We start from the raw sequence: 6,089 nt of genomic DNA, 5'->3' as shown, positions 1-6,089 counted from the left end.
AAAGGGGTGAAAGTGTCTGCAGGCACCGATGCCACCCGGGTTGCCTCCTACAATCCCTGGGTTTCGCTATCCTGGATGGTAACCGGTAAAACGGTGGGCGGTCTGAATCTGTACCCTCAACGAAACCTGCTTGATCGCGAAGCGGCGTTGCGGATGTGGACAGAGAATGTCGCCTGGTTTTCTAACGAAGAGGGCAAACGTGGTCGCATCCAGACCGGTCACTTTGCTGACCTGATTGTGCCAAGTAAGGACTACTTCTCTGTGCCTGAAGAGGAGATTTCATTTCTTACCGCCGATATGACCGTGGTTGGCGGGCGCGTGGTTTACGGGGCCGGCCAATTCGCCAGGTTTGACGACAACCCGCTACCGCCCGCCATGCCTGACTGGTCGCCGACGCGTACCTTTAAAGGTTATGGCGCCTGGGGAGACCCAGACGGAGCAGGCAGAAACTCGCTGGCTCCGCTGCGCGCCCAAGTCGCGGCCTCGTGCGGCTGCGCAAGCTTTTGCGGCCTGCACGGTCACGATCATGCCGGTGCATGGGGATCCAATGCTCCAGTATCGGACCCCCGAAGTTTTTTTGGTGCCTTGGGCTGCTCCTGTTGGGCCGTGTAGAAATGGGCCGGTGATCGATCAGCTATCCTATGAGGGTCATCGGCCATTACTCCTGCACTGCCAGCGCCTCAATCAATTCTTGGGTGGTCACGATTGAATGAGCGAAGGTCGGCCCGTTCAACTCGTGGGGTGCTACGTGTTTGACGCTTTTGGCTGGGAGAATGGCGGCGAGGACGTTGCGGACCATTGCGCACGCTTTTGGCCGAGTGCGCTCTAAAGAGATTACAAGGAACTATGCACCCAAAAACTCGATCACCGTCTTGCCCTTGCCGCGGCCTTCGACGACTTGGCGAAATGCCTCGTTGACGTCTTGCGGCGCAAAGTGCTGTTGATCCACGCGGATTGTCAGTTGACCCGCATTGGCCAGCGCAGCGGCCTTGCGCAGGATAGCGCCGTGGTGTTCGCGTCCTTTGCCGGTGAGCAGTGGCGCCAAGGTGAAGACGCCCGAGTAGGTGGCACTTTTGAACGATAACGGTGCCAGGCTGTGCTGGCCCCAGCCCAGGCAGCTCAGCACGTGCCCGGTATAGGCTTTCACGGCTTTGAATGATGCATCCAGCGTGCTGCCGCCGACGGTGTCGTAGACAATGTCGAACCCTTCGCCGGCGGTGTAGTGCTCGACATAATCCTCAACGCTCTGTGCCTGATAGTCGATCGCTGTAGCCCCCAGCGAGCGTATGAAGTCGAGACTGCGCGCCGAACCGGTGGCGTAGACATCGGCACCGCGTGCCTTGGCCAGTTGCACAGCCACTTGGCCGACCCCACCCGCGCCCCCATGAATCAGGACACGCTGACCGGAGCGGACATTGGCGTGATCGACCAGACCTTCCCACGCGGTGATGAATACCAAAGGCAATGCAGCCGCCTCACGCATGCTGAGGGTGTGTGGCTTGACCGCGATCAGGCGGGCATCCACGGCAATGTACTCGGCCATGGTGCCTTGGGCACCGCCGATCCCGCCGGGCATGCCGAAGACTTCCTGGCCCGGGGTGAACCCGTCGACCGCTTCGCCCACTTCGACGACCGTACCGGCAAGATCAAGGCCGAGCACGGCCGGCAGCGATTGGCGGGCGTGAGCCCCTGCGCCGGCGGCAATTTTGGTATCGAGCGGATTGACTCCAGCGGCGTGAACCCTGACCAGTACTTGCCCCTTACCGGGAACAGGGCGATCGATGTGACGGATGGCGAGAGGGGATTGAGCGGACTCGGCGATGGCGGCAAGCATGGAATGTTTCATGACGGGAACCTGTGTTGGGATGGACGCTTACAGATTGCCGCGCTTTAATCATTCCGATAAGAAACCCAATTTGCATATGACTTATTCCGCAAAGAGAACCAATCGTCGATGGATCTGTTCGACAGCATGCATGTCTTTGTCCGCGTCGTGGAGCGCGGGTCTTTCTCGGCGGTCGCCCGTGAACTGAACATGGGGCAGCCGGCGGTGAGTAAACAAGTGCGCGCGCTGGAGCAGTACCTGGGTGGGCCATTGTTCGCACGCAGCACTCGGCACCTGGCCCTGACCGACCAAGGTCAACGCTTCTACGACCACTGCCAGGAAATTCTCGGCCACGTCGAAACTGCCACGCGAAGCTTCACCAGTGGCCAGGAGCAGATTGCCGGCCCTTTACGAGTCGCCGCCCCGGTCAGTTATGGAAGGTTATGCATCGCACCGCTCATAGGGATTTTCCTGCTACGCCATCCTGACGTGCGGATTGACCTGCGGCTGAGTGACCACAATGAAGACCTGCTCAAGGAAAACATCGATCTGGCTATCCGCATTGGCGCGGTGAAGAGCGAGGGATTGGTGGCACTGCCACTGGGCGATAGCCCACGGCGTGTCTATGCCGCGCCCGGTTATCTGGCTCTGCACGGCGTGCCACGTGAGCCCAGCGAACTGTCCGATCACAACTGCATCGGCTTCACGTTGCTGGAGCATTACGACCGTTGGACCTTTACGCACCTCGGCCAGGCGTTCCATGTAGGTATCCAGGGCAACGTCACCAGCAACAGCAGCGAGGCCATCCGCGAAATGGTGCTCTCCGGCCTGGGTATTTCCCTCTCACCGCAATGGCTGTTCACAGCTGACGTCGAGCAGGGCAGGGTGAGTACCGTACTCGACAACTATCAGACCAGCGCGCTGCCTGTCAGCGCCGTACTCAGCCGCGAGCGACGACGTTCAGCGCGGACGATGGCGTTCATCGATTTTTTACGCGAGCAATTGTTGTAGAAGCGCCTTGTGATACGCCGTCCGCTGCTTTCTTCTCCGGGACCCTGAAACTGTCTGATGACAGTCCCAAGTCGATTACTGCCGTAGTTTTCCATCTACCAGACATTTGATGCGGCCGAGTATTGGCACGGCAGCACGTGCCGGGGAGGTCAGCTCATGAGCGTACGCCTGCGGCCTGCTGCAACCGCCGTACCGCGTCTCGGGCCTGGGCGCCGAGTTCGGCCAGGTCGAAGTCAGGCAACTGGTCGTCGTGTACGGTCAACCGGCCACCGACCAGCAAGGCGCGCAAGGTCGGGCGTCCTCCGCCCACCACCGGCCCGATCGCCGGGTCATGCAGGCCGAAGTATCGCGGCTGGTCCAGGCGGTAGATCGCCAGGTCGGCCGCCATGCCCACTTGCACGCTGCCCACGGCGTCCAGCCCCAGTACCCGAGCCCCGCCAGACGTACCCCAGCGCACCACGTCTTCCACCCTGGCCGCGCTGGCACCGCCTTCCTCGTCACCGCCGGCATAACGCGGGCGGGCCCGTTCGCCAAGTCTGGCCCGTTGCATCAGCCAGGCGGCATGGGTTTCGCTGATCATGTCGCAGGCCTCGTTGGAGGCGGCGCCATCCACGCCAATCGACACCGGCATTCCCGCAGCCTCCATGGCCACCACATCGGCAATGCCACTGCCCAGGCGGCCATTGCTTTGCGGGCAATGGGCAATGCCCGTACCGCTGGCCCCGAGCATGCGGATTTCCTCGGCGTCGAGTTTCACCAAATGCGCGAACCACACGTCCGGCCCCAGCCACTCGTGCTCGGCACAGAACGCCACTGGCGACATGCCGTGGCGTTGCTGCACCTCATTCTGATATTCGACGGTTTCGCTCAGATGGCTGTGCAGGCGAATGCCCAGTCGCCGGGCGACCCGGGCGGTTTCGCGCAGGTGTTCGGCAGGCATGGAGTAGGGCGGGCTGGTGGGCGCCATCACCACCCGCCGCCAGGCATCGGCGGTCGGGTCGTGGTAGCGCCGCACCAGACGCTCGACGTCGTCCAGGTATTGCTCCAGGGTCTCTGGCCCGGCCACGGACTTGCCTTCGGCTTGCCGTGCTTGCGTGGCGCCGCCACGGCAGAGGACAAACCGCAGCCCCAGCCGTTCGGCTTCCTCGAACAGCACCTCGGCACTGTCAAAGTCCATGCCCGGCAAGTACAGGTAATGATGGTCTGCGACGGTGGCGCAGCCGGATCGTGCCAATTCGACCAGGCCAATGCGCGCGGCGAGGCGAAAGCTTTGCTCGTCAAACGCGCCGCGATAGCGATAGGGCACGGCACCCAGCCAGGCTCCCAGGCTCTGGTCGATACCTGCGGGAATGCCTTTGAGCAGCGACTGAAACAGGTGATGGTGGGTATTGACCCACGCCGGGTAGACCACACAGTCGGTGGCATCCAGCACTCGCTCGCCGGGCTGGGGTTGCAGGGCGCCGATGGCGCTGATGCGGCCGTCGACGATACGGATATCAGGCCCGGCGTGGCGCGCCGCCGCGCCGGACAAACCGGTGAGGATGGCGCTGGCGTTACGTACCAGCCAGCTGTTTTGAAACTTCATGTGAGGCTCCATACGCCGCGCCTGCGGCGAATTCAAAGGGTCAGCCGAGTTCGCTTTCATGCCAGTTGCGCAGGCTCAACCGGGCCAGCACGGCCATCAGGCTGAATAACGCGACACCGGTCAAGGCGATCAGCAGCAGGGCAGCGAACAGCCTTGGAATATTCAGTTGAAAGCCGGCCTGAAGGATCTGATACGCCAGCCCTGCACCGGTGCCCCCGGTGCCGGCAACGAACTCCGCCACCACCGCGCCGATCAACGCCAGCCCGCTGGCAATGCGCAGCCCCGCAAAAAAACACGGCAGGGCGCTGGGAATGCGCAGGCGCAACAGCACCTGCCAGCGGCTGGCGCGGTTCAGGCGGAACAGATTGAGCAGGCCGGGGTTGACGCTGCGCAAGCCGAGTACGGTGTTGGCGATGATCGGGAAAATCGCCACCAGGGTCGCGCAAATAATCAACGCCAGCGTGGTGTTGCTGCACCAGATGATGATCAGTGGTGCCACGGCCACCACCGGCGTCACCTGCAACAGGATGGCGTAGGGAAACAGGCTGGCTTCCAGCACCCGGCTTTGCACAAACACAAACGCCGCCAGGGTGCCGATAAGCACCGCCAGGGCAAACGAGAAAAAAGTGATCTTCAAGGTCATCCACAACGCACCGAACAGCATCGGGCCATCGCTGATCAGCGTACGGCCGATATCGACCGGGGAGGGCACCAAATACACCGGCACCTTCCAGGCCACACATGCCAATTGCCACAGACTCAGCAATACCGCGCCGAGCAGCAGCGGCGAGACGATGCGCAACACCGTGGGGTGACGTAACCAGGGAGTAAAGGACGGGTTCATGAGCGGGCTCTCAATAAAGTCAGCAAGGATCGCCATTGGCCTCGGCCAGCAGCCGGGACAGGCGTGCGCACTGCGCGATAAAGGCCGGGGAGGTGCGGTAGGCCTCGTCTCGTTCCAACGGGCCGTCGATTTCGGTGTCGGCGATTACTCGGCCCGGGCGCGCACCCATCACCACCACCCGCGATGACAGGTAGACGGCCTCGAAAATGCTGTGGGTGACGAACACCACGGTCAGGTCGCGGCTAGCCCACAGCTGACGCAGGTCGCTGTCGAGCTTGTTGCGGGTGAACTCATCCAGGGCGCCGAAGGGCTCGTCCATCAGCAGCAGATTGGGCTCGGTGGCCAAGGCCCGGGCGATGGACGCGCGCATTTGCATGCCGCCGGACAGTTCCCGCGGGTACACCTGGCTGAAACGGTCCAAGCCGACAAGGGCAAGGGCGGCGTCGACCTTTGGTTGGCTCTGGGTTTTGGGCACATTGGCCAGGTCCAGCGGCAGGCGCACGTTGTCGCTGACCTTGGCCCAAGGCATCAGGGTCGCCTCCTGGAACACCATCGCCAGGCTTTGCCCTTGGGTCGGGCTGGCCGGGCTGTCCTTGCCCCACCAGCGCACGTGGCCGGCGGAGGGCTTTTCGAGGCCGGCGAACATTTTCAGCAGGGTGCTCTTGCCGCAGCCCGACGGCCCGAGCAATGAAACGAACTCGCCGCGCTGAATGGCCAGCTTCACCCGGCTCAAGGCCTGGGTGCCGTTGCTGTAGGTTTTTTCCACCTGATTGGCGAACAGCGGTGTTTGCACGCCGACGCTGTCGCCCCGTGGCAACGCCTGT

6 protein-coding genes and 1 pseudogene are annotated in these 6,089 nt (G+C 62.5%); 2 read left to right on the top strand and 5 right to left on the bottom strand.

Translation table 11 applies throughout. The annotated features are described in order from the left end of the window. Window positions 1-612: amidohydrolase family protein (locus tag OQK_RS31720; protein ID WP_038861702.1), on the top strand; the 612-nt coding region annotated here is incomplete at its 5' end. Window positions 613-658: 46 nt separating this feature from the next. Here OQK_RS31720 and OQK_RS31715 read toward each other — a convergent pair. Both OQK_RS31715 and OQK_RS24535 read right to left on the bottom strand, forming a co-directional pair. Beyond that, window positions 659-799, bottom strand: a pseudogene (locus OQK_RS31715) (cysteine hydrolase); the annotation flags it as partial. Window positions 800-844: 45 nt separating this feature from the next. Then, entirely contained in the window at window positions 845-1,846 is a 1,002-nt protein-coding gene (locus tag OQK_RS24535; protein WP_038861700.1) for a zinc-dependent alcohol dehydrogenase family protein, read from the bottom strand. A 108-nt stretch (window positions 1,847-1,954) separates the two neighbouring features. Here OQK_RS24535 and OQK_RS24530 point away from each other — a divergent pair, with 108 nt between their 5' ends. Continuing rightward, window positions 1,955-2,836 carry a LysR family transcriptional regulator gene (locus OQK_RS24530; RefSeq protein ID WP_016774751.1) on the top strand — a complete coding sequence of 294 codons (882 nt, stop codon included), beginning with the start codon at window positions 1,955-1,957 and terminating at the stop codon, window positions 2,834-2,836. 154 nt (window positions 2,837-2,990) lie between these two features. Here OQK_RS24530 and OQK_RS24525 read toward each other — a convergent pair whose 3' ends face one another. Genes OQK_RS24525 through OQK_RS24515 form a run of 3 tightly spaced genes read right to left on the bottom strand, consistent with a single transcriptional unit; the run spans window position 2,991 to window position 6,082 of the window. Then, complete coding sequence (locus tag OQK_RS24525; protein ID WP_016774750.1) at window positions 2,991-4,421, bottom strand: amidohydrolase family protein; 1,431 nt, start codon at window positions 4,419-4,421, stop codon at window positions 2,991-2,993. Window positions 4,422-4,461: 40 nt separating this feature from the next. Continuing rightward, entirely contained in the window at window positions 4,462-5,265 is an 804-nt protein-coding gene (locus tag OQK_RS24520; RefSeq protein WP_038861699.1) for an ABC transporter permease, read from the bottom strand. Between the two features lie 19 nt (window positions 5,266-5,284). Further along, window positions 5,285-6,082, bottom strand: a complete 798-nt coding sequence (locus tag OQK_RS24515) for an ABC transporter ATP-binding protein (RefSeq protein ID WP_016774748.1) — start codon at window positions 6,080-6,082, stop codon at window positions 5,285-5,287. Between the last annotated feature and the right edge of the window lie 7 nt (window positions 6,083-6,089).

Origin of the sequence: Pseudomonas sp. R62 (assembly GCF_000257605.1) — a bacterium.
In the GTDB taxonomy this organism is placed as follows: domain Bacteria; phylum Pseudomonadota; class Gammaproteobacteria; order Pseudomonadales; family Pseudomonadaceae; genus Aquipseudomonas; species Aquipseudomonas atacamensis.
The sequence above is the reverse complement of the archived record's forward strand: the minus strand, read 5'-3'. Positions and strand labels throughout refer to the sequence as shown.